This is a genomic window from Halolactibacillus alkaliphilus (assembly GCF_900115465.1).
GTDB lineage: Bacteria > Bacillota > Bacilli > Bacillales > Amphibacillaceae > Halolactibacillus > Halolactibacillus alkaliphilus.
On the sequence record NZ_FOWN01000025.1, the window covers coordinates 1 to 22,696 of the forward strand.

At 36.8% G+C, this 22,696-nt stretch carries 20 protein-coding genes and 2 pseudogenes; 21 read left to right on the forward strand and 1 reads right to left on the reverse strand.

Features of this window, described 5'->3' with window-relative positions; translation table 11 throughout:
- Positions 1-15: 15 nt before the first annotated feature.
- Positions 16-1,305, reverse strand: a pseudogene (locus BM163_RS10005) (ISL3 family transposase).
- A gap of 353 nt (positions 1,306-1,658) precedes the next feature.
- Between BM163_RS10005 and BM163_RS10010 the strand changes: the two are divergent.
- From BM163_RS10010 to BM163_RS10105, 21 genes and pseudogenes are all read left to right on the forward strand, one after another.
- A complete protein-coding gene (locus BM163_RS10010; RefSeq protein ID WP_089802726.1) occupies positions 1,659-2,561 on the forward strand; it encodes a hypothetical protein in 903 nt (300 codons plus the stop codon).
- Positions 2,562-2,896: 335 nt separating this feature from the next.
- A complete protein-coding gene (locus BM163_RS10015) occupies positions 2,897-4,951 on the forward strand; it encodes a BglG family transcription antiterminator (RefSeq protein WP_089802728.1) in 2,055 nt (684 codons plus the stop codon).
- Positions 4,952-4,981: 30 nt separating this feature from the next.
- Positions 4,982-5,470 (forward strand): PTS sugar transporter subunit IIA, encoded by a 489-nt coding sequence (locus BM163_RS10020; protein WP_089802729.1) that lies wholly within the window; start codon positions 4,982-4,984, stop codon positions 5,468-5,470.
- Positions 5,463-5,750 carry a PTS sugar transporter subunit IIB gene (locus BM163_RS10025; protein ID WP_089802731.1) on the forward strand — a complete coding sequence of 96 codons (288 nt, stop codon included), beginning with the start codon at positions 5,463-5,465 and terminating at the stop codon, positions 5,748-5,750. Before BM163_RS10020 ends, BM163_RS10025 begins: the two co-directional genes overlap by 8 nt.
- A 55-nt stretch (positions 5,751-5,805) precedes the next feature.
- The gene (locus tag BM163_RS10030; protein ID WP_089802733.1) at positions 5,806-6,093 is read left to right on the forward strand and encodes a PTS sugar transporter subunit IIB; all 288 of its coding nucleotides are present in this window, start codon (positions 5,806-5,808) and stop codon (positions 6,091-6,093) included.
- Between the two features lie 55 nt (positions 6,094-6,148).
- Positions 6,149-7,408, forward strand: coding sequence for a galactitol-specific PTS transporter subunit IIC (locus BM163_RS10035; protein ID WP_089802735.1), 1,260 nt, complete (start codon positions 6,149-6,151; stop codon positions 7,406-7,408).
- Between the two features lie 80 nt (positions 7,409-7,488).
- Positions 7,489-8,520, forward strand: coding sequence for a zinc-binding dehydrogenase (locus BM163_RS10040; RefSeq protein ID WP_089802737.1), 1,032 nt, complete (start codon positions 7,489-7,491; stop codon positions 8,518-8,520).
- A 17-nt stretch (positions 8,521-8,537) separates the two neighbouring features.
- Positions 8,538-9,209: a deoxyribose-phosphate aldolase gene (gene deoC, locus BM163_RS10045; protein ID WP_089802740.1), complete on the forward strand. Its 672-nt coding sequence runs from the start codon at positions 8,538-8,540 to the stop codon at positions 9,207-9,209.
- Positions 9,210-9,224: 15 nt separating this feature from the next.
- A complete protein-coding gene (gene rpiB, locus BM163_RS10050) occupies positions 9,225-9,668 on the forward strand; it encodes a ribose 5-phosphate isomerase B (protein ID WP_089802742.1) in 444 nt (147 codons plus the stop codon).
- Positions 9,669-9,721: 53 nt separating this feature from the next.
- Positions 9,722-9,880, forward strand: coding sequence for a hypothetical protein (locus BM163_RS13805; protein WP_170243712.1), 159 nt, complete (start codon positions 9,722-9,724; stop codon positions 9,878-9,880).
- Between the two features lie 20 nt (positions 9,881-9,900).
- Positions 9,901-10,551 (forward strand): ribulose-phosphate 3-epimerase, encoded by a 651-nt coding sequence (rpe, locus tag BM163_RS10055; RefSeq protein WP_089802744.1) that lies wholly within the window; start codon positions 9,901-9,903, stop codon positions 10,549-10,551.
- A gap of 38 nt (positions 10,552-10,589) precedes the next feature.
- Entirely contained in the window at positions 10,590-11,645 is a 1,056-nt protein-coding gene (locus BM163_RS10060) for a galactitol-1-phosphate 5-dehydrogenase (protein WP_089802746.1), read from the forward strand.
- A 52-nt stretch (positions 11,646-11,697) separates the two neighbouring features.
- Complete coding sequence (gene tkt / locus BM163_RS10065) at positions 11,698-13,704, forward strand: transketolase (RefSeq protein ID WP_089802748.1); 2,007 nt, start codon at positions 11,698-11,700, stop codon at positions 13,702-13,704.
- Between the two features lie 227 nt (positions 13,705-13,931).
- A pseudogene (locus BM163_RS10070) lies at positions 13,932-14,985 on the forward strand (transposase).
- Positions 14,986-15,149: 164 nt separating this feature from the next.
- The gene (locus BM163_RS10075) at positions 15,150-15,737 is read left to right on the forward strand and encodes a P-loop nucleotide/nucleoside kinase family protein (protein ID WP_089802750.1); all 588 of its coding nucleotides are present in this window, start codon (positions 15,150-15,152) and stop codon (positions 15,735-15,737) included.
- A gap of 148 nt (positions 15,738-15,885) precedes the next feature.
- Positions 15,886-16,434, forward strand: coding sequence for a DNA-directed RNA polymerase subunit delta (gene rpoE / locus BM163_RS10080; protein WP_229675504.1), 549 nt, complete (start codon positions 15,886-15,888; stop codon positions 16,432-16,434).
- Between the two features lie 295 nt (positions 16,435-16,729).
- A complete protein-coding gene (pyrG, locus tag BM163_RS10085) occupies positions 16,730-18,349 on the forward strand; it encodes a CTP synthase (RefSeq protein WP_089802752.1) in 1,620 nt (539 codons plus the stop codon).
- Positions 18,350-18,558: 209 nt separating this feature from the next.
- Entirely contained in the window at positions 18,559-18,924 is a 366-nt protein-coding gene (locus BM163_RS10090; protein WP_089802754.1) for a response regulator, read from the forward strand.
- Positions 18,925-19,168: 244 nt separating this feature from the next.
- A complete protein-coding gene (locus tag BM163_RS10095) occupies positions 19,169-20,023 on the forward strand; it encodes a class II fructose-bisphosphate aldolase (protein WP_089802756.1) in 855 nt (284 codons plus the stop codon).
- Positions 20,024-20,248: 225 nt separating this feature from the next.
- Positions 20,249-21,913, forward strand: a complete 1,665-nt coding sequence (locus BM163_RS10100) for a sensor histidine kinase (RefSeq protein ID WP_089802758.1) — start codon at positions 20,249-20,251, stop codon at positions 21,911-21,913.
- A complete protein-coding gene (locus BM163_RS10105) occupies positions 21,906-22,673 on the forward strand; it encodes a response regulator transcription factor (protein ID WP_089802759.1) in 768 nt (255 codons plus the stop codon). Before BM163_RS10100 ends, BM163_RS10105 begins: the two co-directional genes overlap by 8 nt.
- Positions 22,674-22,696: the final 23 nt, after the last annotated feature.

Consider the following 22,696-nt stretch of genomic DNA (forward strand, 5'->3'; position numbering starts at 1 on the left):
ATGTTTCAGCTCTTTTTATGCAGCTGAAACATGTGTTTTATTTTGTGGTTTTTTCTTCTGTGGTTCAACTGGTTTGTACGCAAAATGTAAAAGAATACGGTTCTTATAGTTTTTGAAATTACGATAACCATAAGCCACCCGATTTAAGACTTTGATTTTATTATTAATGCCTTCAAAGCGGCCATTATTGTAGGTATAGTTAAAGCTGTTTTGAATGTGTGGTAAATGTTCACGTAACGTCTTTATACTCGTTTTCATATAACTAGAAATATTTACGTCAAGTTTCTCCTTCACGATCTCTTCGAGATCGTCAAAGTTTCTATCACCAAAGGCTTTAAAGAAGCGTTAGAGTAAATCATAATTCGCTTATAGTTCATCAGAATAATCTAACATGGTATCCACAACGGATTTAGATGGCAGTTGCCCAAACAGGGTATAGTGCTTGTACGCTGTACTTGAAAGATCTTCGTTAGGTTTCAGTATGAGTCGCCAGTATCGCTTGAGTCGACGGTATTTCTTTTGATCTTCACCATTTGATGTGTTAAATGCTTGAACGATCTTGATGCGCGTTTTATTCAACGCACGTGTCATTAATTGAACAATATGAAAACGATCAATAATGATTTTGGCGTTAGGAAACAAATCCTTAATCACCCCTTGATAACTGGCATTCATATCAATCGACACTGTCTTTACTCTCTTGCGCTGTTTAAAGGTATAGTACGTCGTAAAGTGGTTACGGATTGTCCGCCCATCACGTTGTGGAAGGATGTCTAAGATATTACCCGCAGCGACATCGATATAGATGAAGGCCAATTGACCTTTTGCGACCTTAAATTCATCGAAAGAAAGGTTTTCAGGTAACGGTCGATTGTATGTTTGAAGCGCTTGACTCGCCTTGTTAATTTCACGTTGAACCGTTGTTGGAGAGACAGCACAATCACGTGCAATATCCTTTATCGAACGAGCTTCAGCTGTCTTTATTACCGCCTGAAGGCACGTATCTTTCGAGATAAAACACCCTTTATTAACTAGCGATGTTTTCGCTACGAACGTTGTCTGACATTGTTTACAATAGAAGCGTTGTTTTCTTAATTCGAGATACGTCTTTTTCGTTCCTCCAGCAGGAATAACAATCGTTGATGTCTTCGTGCCATTTTTTATAATGGTGTAGTCTTCATTTTCGGCGTGACAGCGGTCACAGTGTGTTGGAGTATACGTGAGTGTACCCTTTAGGGAATGTGCAGGCATGACCGTTCTTTGTGCCCGTGCGGGCACAATCCTCTTTAAAAATAATATTTTCATCTTGAATATCAAAAGCAATTCTTATAGTATGAGATATAGACAAGTGAGTTCCCTCCTAAGGATGAGTTTTGGTCGACTTCAATTCTACAGGAAAACTCACTTGTTTTCTAAATTTAGAAAGAAAAAAGGTGCTAGCGAGTTATTTTAGTAAGCAATCTATGCCTCACTTAAAATCCCTTCACCAACACCAAATGTAAGAGGCTATTAGAAAGTAGCTGTTAATAAGAAATGTTTAAGTCGTAGATCGCAGAAAGCAAGCTGTGGTCCACGACTTTTGCTTTTTAGGGGAGTACAACGTTTAGGCGTAAGGGGTATTTAAAACAGGGTATAGTATAGTGAAAGGGGTGATTATTATGCTTCATTCTATCACGAAACTTGCCCCTCATATTCACATTGTACCGATATCAGAAGAGACCGATACTATTCATGTTATAGCATTTATTGAATCAAAAAGCGCCTCATGCCCGCATTGTCGTTACACAAGAGTGATTGATGATTTACCTATTCAAAATAAGGCGGTACGTATTTATCTTAATCGCATAGAGAAAGATACGCTGGAAAACATATCAACACCACAAGAGATACCATTAACTAAAAGTGAAAAAGCTCGAGTAGGAAACGCTAATAAAAAATGGGAGCAGGCTTGTCATATAAAAGAATTGAAAAAACAAGGTTATTCTCTTCAGAAAATTAGCGATATCGTGAACATAGACCGACGAACGGTTAAGAAATACGTTGAGATGACAGAACCACCATCTCTCAAGCGCACAAAACATTCAAAACCTTTAGATGCTTTTCAACAAGAGGTTATACAGTGGGAGACCGACGGTCTCACCATTCGTGCTATGTATCATAAATTAAAAGAAAAAGATTATACCGGAACCTATGGTGCTTTAAAATGTTATGTTGCGAGTATACGCAAAAAGAAAAAGGCTGACCAAACATTACAGTCTGATAGCTACTACGATAGAAAAGACATTAGAAAAATATTATGGCAAAATGATTTAGAAGATGAGAAGAAAAGGAAAATAATGAATGAGATACTAACGGAATATCCTAAGCTTAGACCGTTTTATGTGTTCATCATAAGTTTTCGACAAGCACTAAAGGACAGAGATAGTCTTGAGTTTCGCGAACCCATTTTATATGAGAAAGACCGACAGGATCCATTAACTACACACTTCATTTCAAGACTATTATCTGATTTCCCACCTACTTTAAATGCCATAAACTTGATGAAAACAATGGCTTCCTAGAAGGTAAGGTTAATCGTTTGAAAACAATTAAACGCATGTTGTGTATGGAAGAGCAAGCTTTCCTCTCCTACGTCTAAGAATTCTCTATCAACCATAATTTCAAAAAATAGACAGCCTTATATTTATTAGGCGCATGAACTACCCCGAAAATTGCGTAATAACCATTTCAATTATGCCGTATACACGGTGAGGTTCCCCAAAAGCCTTGTTATGTATGGTTTTTTTCTTTGTACATCACAGTGATGCACAAATGATGTTGCGATAAAATGGGATGAAAACGGATACAAAATTAAAAATAACGGTGTTACAATCAAAATATAAAGAGGTGAGCTACCATGCAACTTGATGATCGAAGTAGTTTATTCATTAACGAGTTAATTAGTAATCCTAACATCAAAACAAAAGATTTAGAAAGGAAATATAACGTAACGAGACGACAAGTAGATTACAGTATGGAGAAAATTAATTATTGGTTAACTACAAAGAACCTACCTGAAATTGAGAGAACAAGACAAGGTGTTTTTGTGATTGATCCAGTTATTATAAAAACTTTTCTATCAAATTCTGAAGAGGAAGCAGTGTCAAAGGTATTAAATAGCGATGACAGAGCTAATATTATCTTGCTAATTTTAGTTAGCGCTTTTGATGAACTATCGATTATTCACTTCACTTCAGAATTAAAAGTAAGTAAGAACACGGTACTAAGTGATCTTAAAAAAGCTAAGGATGTTCTTAAGGAGTATAACTTAGCTATACATTATTCGAGAAAAGAAGGTTATCTGCTAAAAGGTAAAGAGTTTAACATAAGAAAATTGTTAATTTTTGTAATTGATCAATTGCTTAGGTTAAACAATGGGGGGAACATCATTGAAGATATTTCTGATATGCAATCCAGTGAAATAGAAGGAATAAAAAAGAGTATTGAAAAAGCTGAAAATGAATTAAATTTAAAATTCACAGATGAAAAAATTATAAGTATGCCTTATATATTTTCGATTGTATTAAAGCGCATACAAAAAGGTAAGGTTATTAATCAAACAGCAATTAGTTATAAGGAACTCTCAGACACAAGAGAATTCTTAGTAACCGAGAATTTATTACAAAGCTATCCATTTATTCCGATGGTTGAAAGGTTGTATATTACTCTACATTTATTAGCCACTAATGTTTATTGGTCAGAACAGTTAACAACAGATGATGTGCCAGACCTAAGAAGTGCCGTGGATGAGATGCTATTATTATTTGAAAAATCAGCTTGTATCACCATTCAAAATAAAGATCAACTTATAGAGAAACTACTCTTGCATATTAAACCCGCTTATTATCGAATTAAATATCGATTGACCGAGGTTAATCAAGAGGATAGCTTAATCACCAAAAATTTAAGAGAGCTCCATCATTTAGTGAAAAAATCAGTTAGCCCGCTTGCTAGGTTTATTGGTATTGTGATTCCTGATGTTGAAATAGAGTACTTGACAATGTTAATAGGCGGTTGGTTAACCAAGCAGGGGGAAAAGATTGAAGCTAAAATAAAAGCGTTGGTTATTTGCCCGCAAGGTATATCAGTTTCACGTCTTATGTTCGGGGAATTAAAACAACTTTTTCCGGAATTTATTTTCCTGGATTCATTATCAATCCGAGAGTTTAATAATTATCCACTTAATTATGATATTGTATTTAGTCCAGTTTATTTAAAAACTGAAAAGAAATTATATATCACCAGTACTGTATTAGAAATGGAAGAAAAGATCGCATTAAGAAAACAAGTGATGATTGATTTTCATGGCGTTGCATCTCAGGGATTTAAAATTCACGGCATTAAAGATATTATCAATAAACACGCAACTATTCATAATGAAGAATTACTTATCCGTGATTTATATAACTATATAAATGATATTAATCAAGTTTCAACAGATATCACAGATGATAAACCGAGTTATCTGTTACGAGATTTGATAAACGAGGCAACCATCCAATTGGTAAATCATCAAGACACGTGGAGCACCGCAATTAAGTTTGCATCTGAACCTTTACTAAAGAAGGGTGATATAGAACTGCGTTATGTTTCAGCAATGATTGAAAATTGTAGTGATGATCCGTATATCATTCTTGGGAATGGGGTAGCAATCCCACATGCCAGTCCTGAATACGGTGTTAATAAAACATCAATGAGTTTGTTAAGTATTAAAGACGGTATTCATTTTTCATGTGAACACAAAGTGAATATAATCGTTATCATCGCGGCTGTAGATAAGGAACAACATCTTAAGGCACTTATGCAGTTAATGAAATTATCGAACAGTAAAAAAGATGTTAAAAGAATCATTGAAGCAAGGGAAAAAGAAAGCGTAAAAAAAATAATCGAGAAATATTCAAAAGAAAAGTAGATAGAGATAAATATTGGGAGGGACACTACTATGAGTCAGTTAAATTTTAATGAGTCACTTATTTTCACAAAATTAAAGATGGATTCAAAAGAAGAAATTATTCGACATATGGCAGAGAATATGGTTGAAAAAAAATTGGTAAAAAAAGGTTATACAGAAGCGGTTATTGAAAGAGAAAAAGAATTCGCCACCGGTTTACCTACGGGTAGCCTATCGGTAGCTATTCCACATACTGATGTAAAGCATGTGAACAAGAAGTCTATTAGCATTGCCACATTAAGAGAACCTGTGTTATTTGGTGTTATGGGAGACGATGATACTACGCCGGTAAAACTTATATTTATGTTGGCGATGGATGAAGAGCATTCACAACTAAGTCTTCTTCAAAAGCTTATGGCAATCTTTCAAGACGATGAGCTGTTATCAACGATACATCAAGAGGATAATAAAACAACAATTAAAAATATAATTGAAACTAAATTAGATTTAACAATGCAAGAGGGTGAATTAAATGTCTAAACAAAAACAGGTCTTGGTTGCATGCGGTGCAGGAATTGCAACATCGACAGTTGTTAATAATGCAATTGAAGAGATGGCGAAAGAAAATAATTTAAAATTAGATCTTAAGCAGATTAAGATTGCTGAAGTTGGTGGCTATGAAGATTCAGCAGATTTACTTGTTACAACCGCAATGACAAAGAAAGAATACCGCTTTCCAGTCATTAATGCACGATCATTCTTAACAGGTATTGGTGTAGAAGAAACAAAAAAACAAATCTTAGGGGAGTTATTAAAATAACAAAGTAAATAGAAGTAGACAAATGGAGAATTTTAATTGAAAGGAGGTGAATTAAATGTCTAAACAAAAACAGGTCTTGGTTGCATGCGGTGCAGGAATTGCAACATCGACAGTTGTTAATAATGCAATTGAAGAGATGGCGAAAGAAAATAACTTAAAATTAGATCTTAAGCAGATTAAGATTGCTGAAGTTGGTGGCTATGAAGATTCAGCAGATTTACTTGTTACAACCGCAATGACAAAGAAAGAATACCGCTTTCCAGTCATTAATGCACGATCATTCTTAACAGGTATTGGTGTAGAAGAAACAAAGAAACAAATTTTAGATGAACTTATTAAATAGGGGTAAGAGAGCGTCGGGGGAAAGTATTAAAAAGACGTAAAGGGGAGAGATAAAGATGGAAGGATTTGTAGATATTGTACAGGGGTTTTTAGGTTTAGGAGCGACAGTTATCTTACCGGTAGTTATATTTCTATTAGGTTTAGCTTTTGGTCAAAAACCTGGTAAAGCTTTTCGCTCAGGTTTAACAATAGGTGTAGCATTTGTGGGTATATTCTTGGTTGTTGATCTACTTGTTAATAACCTAGGTCCAGCTGCACAAGGCATGGTGGAAAGACTAGGTGTAAACTTAAACGTTATTGATGTTGGGTGGCCAGCAAGTTCTTCAATCTCTTGGGCATCATCAGTAGCTGCATTTATTATACCGCTAGGCTTATTAGTAAATGCGATAATGTTGGTTACAAAAACTACAAAATGTATGAACGTTGATATTTGGAATTACTGGCATTATACATTTACAGCGGCGATGATTTATGCTGTTTCAGGTAGTGTTGTCCAAAGTTTAATTGGAGCTGTATTATTCCAAATTGTTTGTTTGAAAGTAGCGGATTGGACTGCGCCAATGGTTCAAGATTTCTATGAAATGCCAGGTGTTTCTGTGGCAACGGGCAGTACAATTTCTTATGCACCAGGTATTTGGTTAGTTAAGCTATTACAGGTGACACCGGGAATTAAGAACTTAAATGCGGACCCAGATTCAATTCAAAAACGCTTTGGTATTTTTGGAGAATCAATTTTTATTGGTCTAGCATTAGGAGCTGTTATTGGTATCTTAGCAGGCTTTGGCATTGGTGATGTAATTGAAATCGGTATGGCAATGGCTGCAGTTATGGTCTTAATGCCTCGTATGGTAAAGATATTAATGGAAGGATTAATGCCTGTATCAGAATCAGCTCGAGGATGGTTGAATAAACGTTTTGGGGAGAGCGACATCACGATAGGCTTAGATGCCGCTGTGTTACTTGGTCATCCATCAGTTATCGCAACAGCACTAATTCTCGTTCCAGTGACTGTGTTGCTAGCTGTTATTTTACCAGGAAATGCCCTCTTACCATTTGGTGACTTAGCAACGATTCCATTCATAGTTGCGTTTATTGTTGGGGCAGCAAGAGGTAACATTGTTCATTCAGTTATTGTTGGAGCCATTTTAATTGCTATATCATTATATGTTGCCACTGATGTTGCGCCTATAATGACGCAAATGGCTCAAGATGCAAACTTTAATATGCCAGAAGGATCGGCACAAATATCTAGTATTGATCAAGGTGGAAACGTGGTTAACTATATTATCTTTAAGATTTTCGATATTTTTAATTAAGAAGTAATGCTCAATTAGCTTTTCAGTATACCTACCATTTAAAATGTTTTAAAACATAGATAATCAAGGGGGACAAAACCATGAAAGCGTTAGTGAAAACAGAACTTGGGTTTGGTCATTTAGAAGTGTTAGAGGTTGAAGAACCAATTGTTGGAGCAGATGAAGTGAAAATTAAAGTTGAATATGCGGGTGTCTGTGGCTCAGACATCCATACTTATGAAGGACATTATAAAGTGAAAACACCTGTAACATTAGGCCATGAATTTTCAGGCGTGGTTGTAGATACAGGTGAAAATGTAAAAAAATTTAAAATAGGTGATCGTGTTACATCAGAAACAACATTCTATATTTGTGGAGAATGTGAGTATTGTCAAACGAAAGATTATAACTTGTGCAACCATCGAAAGGGATTAGGTTCACAGCAAGATGGAGGATTCACAAAATATTTGGTAGCTCGTAAAGAGAGTGTGCATCATTTACCTGAACATGTGGATTTTCAATCTGCAGCATTAACGGAGCCGTTAGCATGTACATATCATGCTGCTAAGAAGGCGAATATTAATAAAGGTGATGTCGTTGTTGTTTTAGGACCGGGACCAATCGGGATCTTACAAGCACAAGTTGCCAAAACTTACGGGGCAACCGTTATAATAACAGGCTTGGATAATGATAAAATCAGACTAGATAAGGCTGAAGAAATTGGCATTGATTATGCTATTAATATACAACAAGAAGATGTAAAAGAACTTGTAAATACGTTGACAAATGGTTACGGTGCGAATGTAGTATTTGAGTGTTCAGGAGCAGTTCCTGCAGTGAGAATGGGATTAGATCTTTTACGGAAAAAAGGTCAATATGTACAAGTAGGTATTTTTGCAAAAAGTGAAATTCCATTTGACTTTGAAAAAGTCATTCAAAAAGAATTGAGCATTAATGGTAGTCGTAGTCAAAAACCTAGTGACTGGGAACCGTCATTAGTACTTATGAATAATCAATCAGTAAATGCTAAAGCATTAGTAACGCATAATTTTGATATTACAGAGTGGGATGATGCCTATAATGCAATTAAAGGTGGCGAGGCTATCAAAGTAACCCTTACGACTAAAGAATGAGTTGGAGGAGAATGCAGATGAATAAGAGCGAATTTATTGATAAGCTTGACTACACATTATTAACTCCGACAGCAAGTAACAGTGATATCGCAAAGTTTTGCAATGAAACAATTGAGTATGGGTTTAAAACGGTATTTGTTAACCCTTACTATATAAAGCAAGCTTATAATTCCTTGGCGGATTATCAGGTCAAGGTTGGAGCACCAATTGGGTTTTCTCTAGGTGGTATGAGAACAGAAATTAAAGTAGCTGAGACGAAACTAGCGATAGCTGATGGGGCAAGTGAAATAGATATGCTGATTAATTTAGGGGCATTGAAATCGAAAGACTATCAGATTGTAAAACATGATATTTCAGAAGTAGTAAAAGCTTCCGAAGGACTCTTAACCAAGGTTATAATCGAAACGGGTTTACTAACAGAGGAAGAAAAACGTGTAGCCACGGAACTTGTAAAAGAAGCGGGTGCTGACTTCGTTAAAACATCTACAGGTTTTAACGGGGGAGGCGCTACGGCTGAAGATGTAAAGCTATTACGAAGTATCGTTGGTCCAGAAATGGGAGTAAAAGCAGCCGGCGGCGTAAGGTCCAAAAAAGATGTAGAAGCAATGATTGAAGCGGGAGCAAATCGAATAGGGACAAGCAGTGCGGTACTCATTATTAACGGTGGCTACTCCGATAAAAAGTATTAGTTAGGAGAGAACAAAGTGAAAGTATATATTGGGTGTGACCATGGTGGAGTATATTTAAAAGCGGCGGTAAAAGAACATTTAACAGAAGAACACATTGAATTTGAAGATTTAGGTGTTCATGAGACTGTTTCAACCGATTATGGTCCAATCGCTAAGCGTGTAGCCGAGTTAGTCGTGGGTGATGTTGAAGCTTTAGGGATATTGATATGCGGAACAGGTATTGGCATGTCGATCATGGCGAATAAGGTAAATGGTGCTCGTGCAGCAGTGGTACATGATACTTTTTCGGCCGCAGCTACCCGAGGACATAATGACTCGAATATTTTATGTATGGGAGAGCGAGTTATAGGGCCAGGGCTAGCTATAGATGTTGTTAAGACGTGGTTAAGTACAACTTTTGAAGGCGGACGTCATCAGAGAAGAGTAGATTACATTAATAATTATGAAATAAAAGCTTGAGGTAATGTTGTTAGTTTAACGAGAGAACGCTATATCTCAGGGGAGGGGATAACATGATTGAAGCATTTTTAGATTATGCGCTGGGTCCACATGGGAGAGCAATCGGTAATTTTTATTTCGAAAACCAAATGATATTGAATGCTATTGTGGTAATTGGTGCATTGAGCTCAATGGTGCTTAAAAGAAGAGTCACATCAAAAACATGCGAGTAGATATTTTAGGAGGGAATCGGATGATGAAATTAGCGCCGTCAATCCTAGCTTCAGATTTTTCTAGACTAGGAGAAGTTATAAAAGAAACGGGAGATAGTGATGTTGATTTAATTCATATCGATGTCATGGATGGACACTTTGTGCCTAATATTACATTCGGGCCAGATGTAATTAAAGCTGTTCGATCGTATACCGATATACCGTTTGATGTGCATCTTATGGTAGAAGAGCCAGATCGTTATATAAAACAATTTGTTGAAGCTGGTGCGGATATTATCACGGTGCATGTTGAAGCCTGTAAACATCTGCATTCGGTTATTCAACTAATTAAATCTTACGGAGTAAAAGTAGGGGTAGTGTTAAATCCAGCAACACCAGTTGATGTCGTAGACCCATTTTTGGCAGAGTTGGATATGGTTTTATTGATGAGTGTTAACCCTGGATTTGGCGGTCAAACATTTATTAAGAGTACATTAGAAAAGATAAAGCAGTTAAGAAGAAAAATAGCTAATCAGTGCTTAGAAGTCGATATAGAAGTTGACGGTGGAGTGACGACAGAAAACGTAAAAGAAATATTAAATGCAGGAGCTAACGTTATTGTAGCAGGCTCTGCTATATATAATAAAGGAAATATTAGTGAGAGTGTTCGTGAATTTAAAAAACACATATAAAAATAAAGTTTAGTGTTGAGTTTTGGGAGTGATTTATATTGTATACACTGAAACTATATGGAAAAAGAGACATACGTTATGAACAAGCAGAAAAGCCACAAATAGAAAGTTCTGATGAGGTCATAGTAAAAGTGAAAGCGGTAGGGATTTGTGGCTCAGATATATCGCGTTATATGAAGCTAGGTCCATATGTAGAAGGCATGATATTTGGACATGAGTTTTCTGGAGTGATTGAATCTGTTGGGGAGACTGTAAATCATTTAAAACCAGGAGATCGAGTTGCTGGGTGTCCAGCACTTTATTGCGGTGAGTGTGATAGTTGTAAAAAAAGCGAATTTGCACGATGTGAAAATCTAACAGTTATTGGTTCGATATATCCGGGGGCATTCGCTGAATATGTGAAGTTACCAGCGGAAAATTGCGTTAAATTACCAGACAGTGTTGATTTTGATACTGCCGCTATGCTGGAGCCTTCAGCAGTTGTTCTTCATGGTTTTTACAAAACCGCTATACAACCTGGAGCTGATATTGCGGTGATGGGTTCTGGTAATATAGGTTTATTAGCGGTACAGTGGGCGAAAATTTTCGGGGCAAAGAATGTCTATGCAATAGATATTGATGAAGAAAAGTTGACATTAGCTAAGAGACTTGGTGCTAATCAAGTCATAAATTCTAAGGATGGTTTAGTGTATGACCAGATTATGGAATTGACAAATGGAAAAGGTGTGGATTTAGCATTAGAGGCCGCCGGATCAGTTATAACATCTGCACAAGTATTCTCATTGTGTAAAAAGGGAGGAGCCGTTGTTTTTCTTGGTATTCCTTATGGTGATGTAAAAGTTGAACGTTTTTATTTTGAAAAAATTGTTCGTAATGAATTAAAGGTTTACGGATCATGGAATGCAATCTCAGCCCCTTTTCCTGGAAGAGAGTGGGAGACGTCATTACAGTTTATGGCGGAAGAAAAAATATGTGTAAATGAAATGATTTCACATTGCTTACCATTAAGTAAAGGCCCGGAAATGTTTGAAGCAATTGCTAACAAGAGTGAACCAATTGATAAAGTGATATTTTATCCTGAGTTAACACGTTAGCTAAAAGTGACTAAGCTGCATATTTTAATATATCTAAAGAGGAGAATGTAAAATGAATCAACAAGTGGATCAGTTAGCGATAAATACAATTCGAACTTTAAGTATCGATGCTATTGAAAAGGCAAAGTCTGGTCATCCAGGCATGCCAATGGGTGCTGCGCCGATGGCCTATGCTCTCTGGACTAAACATATGAAACAAAACCCATTCAATCCGTATTGGTTTAATCGTGATCGCTTTGTATTGTCGGCAGGGCATGGTTCAATGTTGCTGTATAGTCTATTACATTTATCAGGCTATGATTTAAGCATGGATGATATCAAGTCCTTCCGGCAATGGGATAGTAAAACACCTGGACACCCCGAGTTTGGTCATACAGCAGGAGTTGATGCGACGACAGGTCCGTTAGGGCAAGGGATTGCGAGTGCAGTTGGTATGGCAATGGCTGAAGCGCATTTATCAGCAAAATACAATCGTGAAGCATTTGAGGTAATTGACCACAATACCTATGCTATTTGTGGGGATGGCGACTTGATGGAGGGTGTGTCATCAGAAGCATCATCATTAGCAGGTCATTTAGGTTTAGGGAAATTAATTGTATTGTACGACTCTAATGACATTTCTTTAGATGGTGATTTAGATCGATCGTTTTCTGAGGATGTTGCGAAACGATATGAGAGTTATAATTGGCAAGTCTTAAGAGTAGAAGATGGTAATAATATTGAAGCATTAAATGAAGCAATCACACAAGCGAAAAATAATAAAAATCAACCAACGATGATAGAAGTGAAGACTGTTATTGGTTTTGGTTCACCAAATAAAGGCGGAAAGTCTAGTTCACATGGTGCTCCATTAGGTAGTGATGAAGCAAAGTTATCTAAAGATACCTACAAGTGGACATTTGATGAAGATTTTTATGTTCCTGAAGATGTATATGCTCATTTTAAAGAAGCAGTAAAATTAAAAGGTGAAAAATATGAGGAAGAGTGGGAAAAGCTTTTTGGTGAATATAAAGCTAAATATCCAGAATTAGCAGAAGAGTTAGAGGATAATATTGATGATGTTCTACCTGAAGGTTGGGTAAATAACTTGCCAAAATATGAAGCAGGTGCATCTGTGTCTACACGTGAAGCTTCAGGGGAAATTATTAATTATTTATCTGAAGTATTACCTAACCTTTTTGGAGGGTCGGCTGATTTAGCAGGCTCTAATAAGACGGCAATTAATGATGAAGCGGACTTTTCAAAAGCTGATTATGCCGGAAGAAACATCTGGTTTGGAGTTAGGGAGTTTGCGATGGGTGCTGCTTTAAATGGTATTGCACTTCATAGTGGTTTAAAAACGTATGGAGGGACATTCTTCGTTTTCTCTGATTACTTGAGACCAGCCATTCGTTTGGCAGCATTAATGAAACTGCCGGTTACGTACGTATTTACACATGATAGCATTGCTGTCGGAGAAGACGGACCAACACACGAGCCGATAGAACATTTGGCTTCACTAAGAGCTATGCCAAACCTTTCGATTATTCGTCCAGCAGATGCTAATGAAGCGAGTGCTGCTTGGCAATTAGCGATAGAATCAAAGGATAAGCCAACAGGATTAGTTTTATCAAGACAGAATCTTCCTGTCCTAGCAGGGACAACAGAAAAAGTTTTTGAAAATGTATCCAGAGGGGGGTATGTTCTATCAGCATCTCAGCATGATACTCCAGATGTTTTACTGCTTGCGTCAGGTTCAGAAGTGCACCTGATAGTTGAAGCGCAAAAACAGTTGCGTGAACATGGAATAGATGCATCTGTTGTCAGTATGCCTTCATTTGATTTGTTTGAGTCGCAAACACCTGATTATAGAGAACAAGTCTTACCACGTGTAGTGGAGAAACGTATTGCAGTAGAGACCGGTGCGTCATTTGGTTGGGACCGGTTTGTTGGTTTAGACGGTAAAGTGATTGGTATGGATCGCTTTGGAGCATCAGCACCAGGGGATATTTTAATGAAGAAATTCGGTTTTACAGTTGATAATATTGTTAATGAAGTAAAAGATATTATGAATAGCTGATTTTTATTTAAAGTACTTGTCTCTAATGAAGCAGAGATAGATTACTAAAATAGCTTAAATACACTATTTTGATTATAAAGAAAAACACCCTGAATTATAAAGCCAAATGATTATATTATATAATTATGAGGCCTTGCGTCCCAATGGTTTTGAAGCATAAAAAAGGAAGTACCTCCCCGAGTCTTGTAATAATGGTAAGTAGCCAAACGACTGGGGGAGAACTTCCTATGCCTATTATACGACAAGAGAGTTTATTTGGCATTAATGAATGATATGCAAAGGAACCTGCACAATGATATGACGCTATCATTGCGGTCATTGATATTGACCGCATTTCCCGTGAGGTAAGTAAAAAATCACGTCTTGTAGTTCAGTAGGAGCTTAACTACGCTGCTATGATTATTTCTGTTTTTATAAGATATGTTGAGCGTATTCCTACAATTAAAGACTTGGTCAAACGCCTAAATGAAGATATAGCTTTCAAGATTAACTGTGGATTTCTTGTGTCTGATCATATCCCATCCGAGGCTTCATATTCACGCTTAATGACCAAGCTGAGTGATTCTCATTGTCTTGAAGAGATTCAAGAGCGTATTGTTCTATCTGCCATTCAAGAAGGTTTTATCGTCGACCATACTGTGGCGATTGATTCTACGCACTTTAATGCGCGAGATCAAGCACCACCTAAAGAAGATAAACCTAAGCCAGCCCCTAAGAAACGTGGGCGAAAATCAAAAGAAGAACAAGAAAAGTGGTTGCGAGAGAAAACTGAAAGAGAAGCGAAGCTTTCTCTTTACGAAAAGAAAATTGAAGAACAATTAGACGTTCCGAAGTGACTCAAGAACCTCGATAGGGTGTCAAAAAGAATGAACGCGAGCTCGTAGGGTACGATCAACACTTTGCTCCAACATGTTTCCGTGAACATTCATATCGTTACGACGGCTATGATCCAAAGAATAAAACTTAAAGTACACACGACCTAAAGAATGTAGTGACTGCCCTTTAAATGTCGAAGGCATTTGTAAAAAAGTGTACAAGGTTAAAATAACAACAGGTCTTCAGAAATATTCAGCTTCTGCTCGTCATTCACAGGCATAGAGAACGATTTCTAAACGTTATAGTTCTGTTGAAAGGATAAACGGCTATCTTAAGGTGTTTCTCCAGCTTAATAATGTTCGTTACCGTACAGGAAAACGTACAAAAGTTCACATTGATTTAGTGACGCTTATTTATAATGCATCAAAACTAGCGACAGATTGTTTAGGTTCATTCCTAAAGTAATTTCAAATAGCAAAAAAATTATTTAAGGTAAATATTAAAATTCTGGTCGCACTTGATTATAAAAAAGGAATTGTGAAATTGATTCATTTGAAAGAAAAATAATGCATTTTCCGTTTGTATACGTTAACATAGTAGACAATAAGTGAAGAAGTGAGGTAAGAAGGATGCAGAAAGTAGTTTTTTTTGTTGGGGTTGCAGGAACAGGTAAGACAACGGTGGCAGAAAAAGTAGTCAAAGACATACCTGCTGCTTTTTTAGATCGTGATACGGTAGGTGGACGCTTTGTTGAAGCGTTCTTAAAAAAAGAAGGACTAGACCCAGATGATCGTGATTCAGGCTTTTATAAGGAGCATTTGCGCGATTTAGAATATGACGCAACAAAAGATATTTGTATCGAAAATATTCGGGTTGGCCAAAATGTCTTTATGATTTCACCTTTCACATCAGAATTAAAAAACAGTGACTGGATTGAAGAAGTATTAGCATCAGCAGGTAAAACAAAAGATGATGTCGACGTTAAAGTAGTTGTGGTGACATTAGATGATGTTGACCAACAAAAATCTCGGATTCAAGGCCGCGGAACAGAAAGAGATACGTGGAAATTAGAGAACTGGCAAAGTTATGAGGCGCGTGTAGATTTTGTTCCTGAAATTAATTGGTATATCAGTGAGGATGATATCCTTATTTTCGATAATTCTGGCGATTTAACGGATAAAAAAGTGAAAACACTCGTTGATTTCATTGGTCGATAAAAAAACGCTCTTTTTTCAACATTCAATTAAGTAGAAGTGTTGCTTTTTAGTAATACTACCCATATAATGTACTGGTGGTAAAGCAACACACATTTTTTAGGCTAACTTAACGCATCATTAATAATTGAAATAAAGGGAGTGTACGACGGTGAGTGAACTAAATATCAACCGTGAACAACTAGAAAAGTATTCAATGATTGAACTTGCAGTGACTTTGTTAAAAGAAGAGAAAAAAGCAATGAACTACCGCGATATTTTTGAAGAGATTACAGCACTTAAGCCATTAGAAGGTGCAGAGCGTGATGATGCTTTTGCGCAGTTCTATACAGACTTAAATTTAGATGGACGCTTTTTATACTTAGGTCAAGGTATCTGGGGATTAAAAGTATGGTACCCAGTTGATCAAATTGATGAGGAAATAACTGAAGAACCTAAAAAGAAAAAGAAGAAAAAAGCAAAGAAAAAAGAGATTGAGCCGTCAATCGATAATCCAATTGAGGATGAAGAGGAAGACTTAACAGAAATCCCAATCGATTTCATCGTTAAGAGTGATGATACAGATGATGAAGACGAGGACGACCTGGAACTCGAAGATGACGATCTTTTTGATGAAGATGATGAAGATGATGAAGAGTATGATGAAGATGATGAACTCGATGAAGATGAAGAAGATGAGGGCGAAGAAGAAACAAAGTAGTCTTTCGTTTTTATCTTAACGAAGTGAGCCAATGAAGGGACATGTTTTTTTAAAAAAAGCATGTCTCTTCACTTTTTTATGATGCAGCTACTACACTACAGCCATTAGCACAAATTGCGATTGTTTTAAGCTGAAAAAAGTATAACAGAAACCTTGATTTGATTGGCTTTTACCCGTAAAATTTTACTTGGGCTCAATCAAGATCTATTTTTTCGTCTCCCGTAAGTTGGGAGGCGCTTTTTTTGTTTTATGACGCTGTAAATAGACAATAGAATGATTAATGGAGGGAATAACTATGACAAAGTATATTTTTGTAACAGGTGGGGTTGTGTCATCAATTGGAAAAGGAATTGTGGCTGCATCATTGGGTCGGTTATTAAAAAATCGCGGCCTAGAGGTCACGATTCAAAAATTCGATCCTTATATCAACGTCGACCCAGGCACGATGAGTCCATACCAGCACGGAGAAGTATTTGTGACAGATGATGGGGCAGAAACAGATTTGGATTTAGGGCATTATGAGCGCTTTATAGACATTAACTTATCAAAATTATCGAATATTACAACCGGTCGGGTTTACTCAAGTGTCATTAGAAAAGAACGACGTGGGGATTATTTAGGTGGAACGGTACAAGTTATTCCGCATATAACGAATGAGATTAAAGATCAGGTGTTTCGAACGGGAAAACAAACCGGTGCAGATATTGTCATCACTGAAATTGGTGGAACAGTTGGAGACATTGAATCGTTACCGTTTCTAGAAGCCATTCGTCAAATAAAATCGGATGTTGGAAGAGATGACGTGATGTATATCCATACAACGCTTGTGCCGTATATTAAAGCAGCAGGTGAGTTGAAAACAAAACCTACGCAACATTCAGTAAAAGAACTGCGTTCCTTAGGTATTCAACCAGATGTGATTGTTCTACGTTCAGAACATGAAGTGACAAGAGAGATGAAAGAAAAAATTGCGCTGTTTTGTGATATTAATGAAAGAAATGTCGTCGAGTCACGCGATGCTAAAACATTGTATCATATTCCATTAATGTTGAAAGATCAAGGATTAGATGATATTACGTGTGAACATTTTAATTTAACGACCAATGAACCAGATATGGATGAATGGATGCGACTGGCTGAGCGTGTGGCGAGTTTAAAAAAACAGGTGCGAATAGCGTTAGTCGGAAAGTATGTTGAATTACCTGATGCCTATTTATCTGTTGTAGAAGCATTAAAACATGCCGGGTTCCCAAATGAGGCTGATATCTCGATTGATTGGGTTCATGCCGATATTGTCACACGTGATAATGTGGCTGCTTTACTTAAGAATGCCGACGGCATTCTTGTCCCAGGAGGATTTGGCGATCGTGGTATTGAAGGGAAAATCGAAGCGATTCGCTATGCAAGGGAAGAACAAGTGCCGTTTTTAGGTATTTGCCTTGGTATGCAGCTTGCAACAGTCGAATACGCAAGACATGTCTTAGGTTATCAAGATGCCCATTCAGCCGAAATTAATCCTAGTACGACTCACCCAATGATTGACCTTCTCCCAGAACAAAAAGATATTGAAGATTTAGGTGGTACACTAAGGTTAGGTCTTTATCCGTGTCAGTTAAAAGCAGACACAAAGACAAAAGCAGCTTACGGACAAGACTTAATATATGAACGCCACCGCCATCGCTATGAATTTAATAATAGCTACCGTGCTGAGATGGAGGAAGCGGGGTTTATATTTTCAGGAACAAGTCCAGACGGTCGGCTTGTTGAAACGGTTGAGCTGAAAGATCACCCATGGTTTGTCGCGTCACAGTTCCACCCGGAGTTTAAATCTCGTCCAACGAATCCTCATCCATTATTTAAAGGGTTTATTGATCACGCGATGGTTTATCAACAGAGTTATACGAAAGAGTCATAGTATAATGATAAAAACTCTCTTTACGCTATTGCGCGAGGAGAGTTTTTATAAATACATAGGGGAAAAAGGGTTAATTTTAAATAAATTATGAGAAAAATGAAAAGAAAAGCAGGGAATTTCAAGTTGGCAACGAATAGTAAGTGTAGAAGCAATCATACATCTAAAGAAAAGGAAGCTTGAATAAAAGGAGCGAAAGGTGGAGAAATAAAGTGGCACGTGTACTAATTGTGGATGACCAAGCAGGTATTAGAGGGATGTTGAAGATGTTGTTCCAACATCTAAAGTATGATGTTTTAGTATGTGATAATGCAAAAGAGGCGTTAACGCTTATGCATGACGTCGATGTGATGATCACAGATTATCTCTTACCAGAGTTAACAGGCAATGAAATTGTCCAAAAGGTAAGAGAAGAAAGTCAGTTACCCATCGTTGTTATGAGTGGTCTTATTGATGAAGTGCGCGCGAAAATTGGTAAGACACCACATGTGTTTTATATAGAGAAACCATTTAGTATTATCGACATGGAAAATATCGTAAAAACAGCATTGGCTGGATGTGCAATTTCTGAACAATAAGAAACATTATATAGTGAAAAGTATGAGACAAAGGTCGAAAAATATCGTCAATTTTATGAAAAATATCATAGTAAACGCTTACAATATCAAGCTTTGTGTTGCACCTTTGTCGTGAAATTGGTATGCTTGTAGTGTAACCAATCAAACGTTGTAATTGACTGGCTATACAAGCATGTTTAATTTTGTCTTTTTAGATATGCTTTATACTAAATTTATTTCTTACTATTTTAAGGAGGAACAATTCATGCCATTAGTATCAATGACAAAAATGTTGCAAGACGCAAACCAAAACGGGTATGCTGTAGGACAATTTAATATCAACAACCTTGAGTACATCCAAGGAATCCTTCAAGCAGCTGAAGAAGAAAAATCACCAGTTATCTTAGGTGTTTCTGAAGGTGCAGGACGTTACATGGGTGGTTACGGTGTTGTAGTCGCTATGGTTAAAGCGGTAATGGAAGCACAAGGTACGACAGTACCAGTGGCGATTCACTTAGATCACGGTTCAAGCTTCGAACAATGTGCGAAAGCTATTCATGCTGGTTTCACATCAGTTATGATTGATGCTTCTCACGATCCATTTGATGAAAACATCGCGACAACAGCTAAAGTTGTTGAATTAGCACACTTCCACGGCGTATCAGTTGAGGCTGAGCTTGGAACAGTTGGTGGACAAGAAGATGACGTTGTTGGTGACATTATCTATGCTGATCCTAAAGAGTGTAAAGAAATGGTTGAGCGTACAGGTATCGATACATTAGCGCCAGCACTTGGTTCAGTTCACGGTCCTTACAAAGGTGAACCAAACTTAGGATTTAAAGAAATGGAAGAAATCAACAATCTTGCAGGTGTTCCTTTAGTTCTTCACGGAGGTACAGGTATTCCAACGAAAGATATCCAAAAAGCGATTTCTTTTGGTACGTCTAAGATTAACGTAAACACTGAAAACCAAATCCAACAAACGAAAGTGGTACGTGAAGTATTAGCGGCTAACCCTGATATGATCGACCCTCGTAAATATTTAGGACCATCTCGTGATGCGATTAAAGAAACTGTTATTGGTAAAATGCGTGAATTCGGTTCTTCAAACAGAGCATAATAGATGTTAAATATAAAGAACACTTATCCTTTTAGGGTAGGTGTTTTTTGTTGTGGGTAAGCTAAAAGACTGTAAAGGATATGAATGAAAAAGAAGCCTCTTTTTTATATTCAAGCTAGCAATGTCGATGAGCCTGTAGTAGACTATGAGTGATTCTGTGTACGTTTATATTAAAAGGAATCAAAAATAAACGAGCGTCATATATACCGCTAAAGAGGTGAGGAGATGAAATTAAGGAAATTCGAAACCAAAATAAGAAGAGATTTATTAAGGTTTTCATTTCTCATTATTTTCGTTATGGTAATTATTACTTTAATTACGGTCTTCTTTTTTAATCGCCATCTACAACATTATCGTGTGAATGTTACGATGGCGAAATATGAAGAAGAAGTAACGACCTTGTTTGAAAATCAAAACGAGCAGTTGTATGTAAACGAAGCAATGATTTTTCAGCGGTTTTTAAATAATGAGCTTGATGCAAGCCATTTATTTAGTGCCTTTTATCGATATAATGCGAACCAAAAAATTAAAAGTGATTTATTGGTGTACGATCCCCAGTTTAAGTTGCTTCTACATACTAATCCTGTATTTGAAAACGATAATCGCCTCGTGTATTTTCTGCAATTAGTTATGACAAATATGAGTGCTAATGAAGCTGAGGATGCAATCCGTGTGTTTCAAGGAAGAGACCAGACGTACTTACTTCATTTACAACCCATTAAGCAAGATGAGGCATTACTCGGATACAGTGTAGCACTGATTGAAGGGAGAGAATTTCAGTTGCTGCGTGAAGGGGTTATCGCGGATTTTGTTATGACGGATCAATACCGAAATATCTTAGTATCTAGTCAACCGAAAATAAAAGACGTTGTGACAGGAAAACTAAATGAGGAAGAGTTAATGGATGAAGGGCATTTATTTAAGAAAAGTAATTATGTGCACGCGATAAGCAATCCTGTTGATCACATATTTATCATTACCTACATACAAAAACAAAACTATACGGTTGTTTTTTTAAGTAGTCTTGTCGTCTTGTTTGCTTTTTCTGGAGGTATTTTCGTGCAGTCAGGTATTTTGGCTAAAAGAATTTCTACGAAGATCGGACGTTCGCTCTATTCATTATATGATGAATTAATGTTAGTGAGAGAATCCTTTCCTCATGAGATCAAACTTCAAACAGATGATGAGTTTGAGGACTTAGCAGACTACATTAACGATGTATTAAATGAACTTGAAGAAGCACATAAGCGTAACTTAGATTTAAAAGAATTAAACATGATGTCTGAACGAAGAAAGCTGGCGGCACAATTTCATCCGCATTTCTTGGCGAACACTTTAGAAACTATTCGATCAGCAATCTATATCGACCCGCATATCGCGGAAGAATTGTTGATTCGCATGAATGATATTTTAAGGTATAGTATTACAGATAGTTATGTGGATTTACCCCTGTCAGATGATTTGGTTTACATTGAGAACTATTTAAAAATAAATCAACTGCGGTATGATGAGTTTAATTATCACATTCACGTCGATGCTGAAGTGAATCAGTTGATGATACCTAAACTATTATTGTTGCCGTTGATTGAAAATAGTATCAAATACGGTTTTAAAACGCGAAGAGATTTAACCATTAAACTATCCATACGAAAAAGTAAAGCAGATACAGTGAAAATCAGGGTAATTGACAATGGTAATCTCTTATCAGCTCAAGCCGTGAAAGAATTGAATGCGTATTTAGCACATACGAAAGAAATCACGCGTCATCACGGGTTGTTAAACACGAAGCAGCGTATTGAGTTACTTTACCCTCATTCAACGTTTAGACTCAAAAGTAAGTGCGGGTTTACTATTGTAGAGATGACCATTCCAGGAGGTAAGTATGTATAAATTGCTAATAGTTGAAGATGAATCACTTATTAGAAAAAGATTAGTCTATGGGATGGATTTTGAATCCCATGGCTGTGTCGTTGTAGGAGAAGCAAGAGATGGTCAAGAAGGTAGCGAGTTGATTAAAAAATTAGATCCGGATATCGTTTTAACGGATATCAATATGCCCATCAAAGATGCATTTGATATGTTGGAGGAAACGATTGACTTTAGTTACTGTACGATCATCTTATCAAGTTATAACGAATTCGCTAATGCCCAGCGTGCCATAAAGTATGGTGTAACAGAGTTTATTGTTAAACCCATTAATGAAACAGAACTCTATCAGGCCATTGATCGGGCGGTTGAACAGGTTAAGCAACTACACTTAGTTAGAAGACTCTCGCATACAGAGCTTATTTTGGAAAAAAGTCAGCTGCAAGTCAAAGCTTCTTCCGAAGCTTCAGATGAAGTCGTGCGTCAGATGTTGCGTTATGTGGCAGAGCATTACAGTGAGAAATTTATTTTTGAAGATGTGTCTCGGGCAATTGGTTATAGTGCAGCTTTGTTACATGACCGATTCAAACGCGAAGTCAATACGACATTTAATGATTATTTAAATCAGTACAGGATTAAAAAATCGATTGAATTACTTCTAAAGGGTGACAAGAAGCTTTACGAAATTGCCGAGTTATGTGGTTTTAGTGAGTATAAATACTATAATAAAGTGTTCAAAAAATATATTGGGATGAGTACGACCGAATTTATCGAACAATTATAGGATTGTCCCCTTTACTATGTAAA

Coding starts and splice junctions, on each gene's coding strand:
- BM163_RS10010 (WP_089802726.1), top strand. CDS start 1,659: ATGCTTCATTCTATCACGAAACTTGCCCCTCATATTCACATTGTACCG.
- BM163_RS10015 (WP_089802728.1), top strand. CDS start 2,897: ATGCAACTTGATGATCGAAGTAGTTTATTCATTAACGAGTTAATTAGT.
- BM163_RS10020 (WP_089802729.1), top strand. CDS start 4,982: ATGAGTCAGTTAAATTTTAATGAGTCACTTATTTTCACAAAATTAAAG.
- BM163_RS10025 (WP_089802731.1), top strand. CDS start 5,463: ATGTCTAAACAAAAACAGGTCTTGGTTGCATGCGGTGCAGGAATTGCA.
- BM163_RS10030 (WP_089802733.1), top strand. CDS start 5,806: ATGTCTAAACAAAAACAGGTCTTGGTTGCATGCGGTGCAGGAATTGCA.
- BM163_RS10035 (WP_089802735.1), top strand. CDS start 6,149: ATGGAAGGATTTGTAGATATTGTACAGGGGTTTTTAGGTTTAGGAGCG.
- BM163_RS10040 (WP_089802737.1), top strand. CDS start 7,489: ATGAAAGCGTTAGTGAAAACAGAACTTGGGTTTGGTCATTTAGAAGTG.
- deoC (WP_089802740.1), top strand. CDS start 8,538: ATGAATAAGAGCGAATTTATTGATAAGCTTGACTACACATTATTAACT.
- BM163_RS13805 (WP_170243712.1), top strand. CDS start 9,722: ATGATTGAAGCATTTTTAGATTATGCGCTGGGTCCACATGGGAGAGCA.
- rpe (WP_089802744.1), top strand. CDS start 9,901: ATGATGAAATTAGCGCCGTCAATCCTAGCTTCAGATTTTTCTAGACTA.
- tkt (WP_089802748.1), top strand. CDS start 11,698: ATGAATCAACAAGTGGATCAGTTAGCGATAAATACAATTCGAACTTTA.
- BM163_RS10075 (WP_089802750.1), top strand. CDS start 15,150: ATGCAGAAAGTAGTTTTTTTTGTTGGGGTTGCAGGAACAGGTAAGACA.
- pyrG (WP_089802752.1), top strand. CDS start 16,730: ATGACAAAGTATATTTTTGTAACAGGTGGGGTTGTGTCATCAATTGGA.
- BM163_RS10095 (WP_089802756.1), top strand. CDS start 19,169: ATGCCATTAGTATCAATGACAAAAATGTTGCAAGACGCAAACCAAAAC.
- BM163_RS10100 (WP_089802758.1), top strand. CDS start 20,249: ATGAAATTAAGGAAATTCGAAACCAAAATAAGAAGAGATTTATTAAGG.
- BM163_RS10105 (WP_089802759.1), top strand. CDS start 21,906: ATGTATAAATTGCTAATAGTTGAAGATGAATCACTTATTAGAAAAAGA.